This is a genomic window from Candidatus Symbiopectobacterium sp. NZEC135, assembly GCF_025962695.1.
The window spans coordinates 1-735 of the sequence record NZ_JAGFPF010001081.1 but is presented as its reverse complement, the minus strand read 5'-3'; the positions used below and the strand labels follow the sequence as shown (position 1 = coordinate 735).

The 735-nt window shown below is 49.3% G+C and carries 1 protein-coding gene; it reads left to right on the top strand.

The window, feature by feature from the left end; genetic code table 11:
* Positions 1-588: 588 nt before the first annotated feature.
* On the top strand, positions 589-735 hold a 147-nt coding region (locus J5224_RS32570; RefSeq protein ID WP_413544761.1), incomplete at its 3' end, for a phage integrase Arm DNA-binding domain-containing protein.

Below are 735 nucleotides of genomic sequence, written 5' to 3'. Positions count from 1 at the left end.
CGGCGCATAAGTCGCCGCCTCCTGTTTCACATATGCCACTTTACCCGGATCGCCCACCGCCCTTTGATCCAGTTGCGCGCTAACACCGTCATTATCGGGTTTGTGCGCCTTCCCATATGCACCATCAATTTGCTCATCCAGTAGGTCAAACTGTGCATTAATCGCTGCGGCGTTGTTCGGATCTTTGGCAATCGCATTCGCCCGCGCTTTTTTGGATGAAATTTTCTGAGTTCGGTGCTCCTTGGCCTCGGCGCTTTCCTGCTTCGAGGTCGGATTAACCATATCGTTGAGAAATTTAGCTCGGTCCCCATAATTTAACTGCCCGACCACTTGGCTGTAGCCTCGGAACTCTTCCATAAGACGGGGTAGCGCAATTGGCGTTATGGTGTCATTTGGATCTGTTGAACCAAAGCGCGTCATGGGTTTAAAGGCTGTTGAACCATCACTATAGGTTACTTTCAGCGATGGAATAACCCCTTTACCATCTTCCGTTAATCCAATATGGGCCAGCTCTTTCGCCTGAATAGTTTTGCCTGTTTCTTTATCCTTATCGCCAATCCCGCGTTGAATATGCCCGGATAGCACGCTATTCATCACACGGATTGCGGCAGGATCGTTAAGCACAATATCAACGTTCCCAATCTCTTTTGTTTTGCCGATCCGCGCACCAAGCGGATCTATTGGCAATATAAGCATCCGTTAACAGGCAAGCGTCATGGTCTGGGAACAGATGAA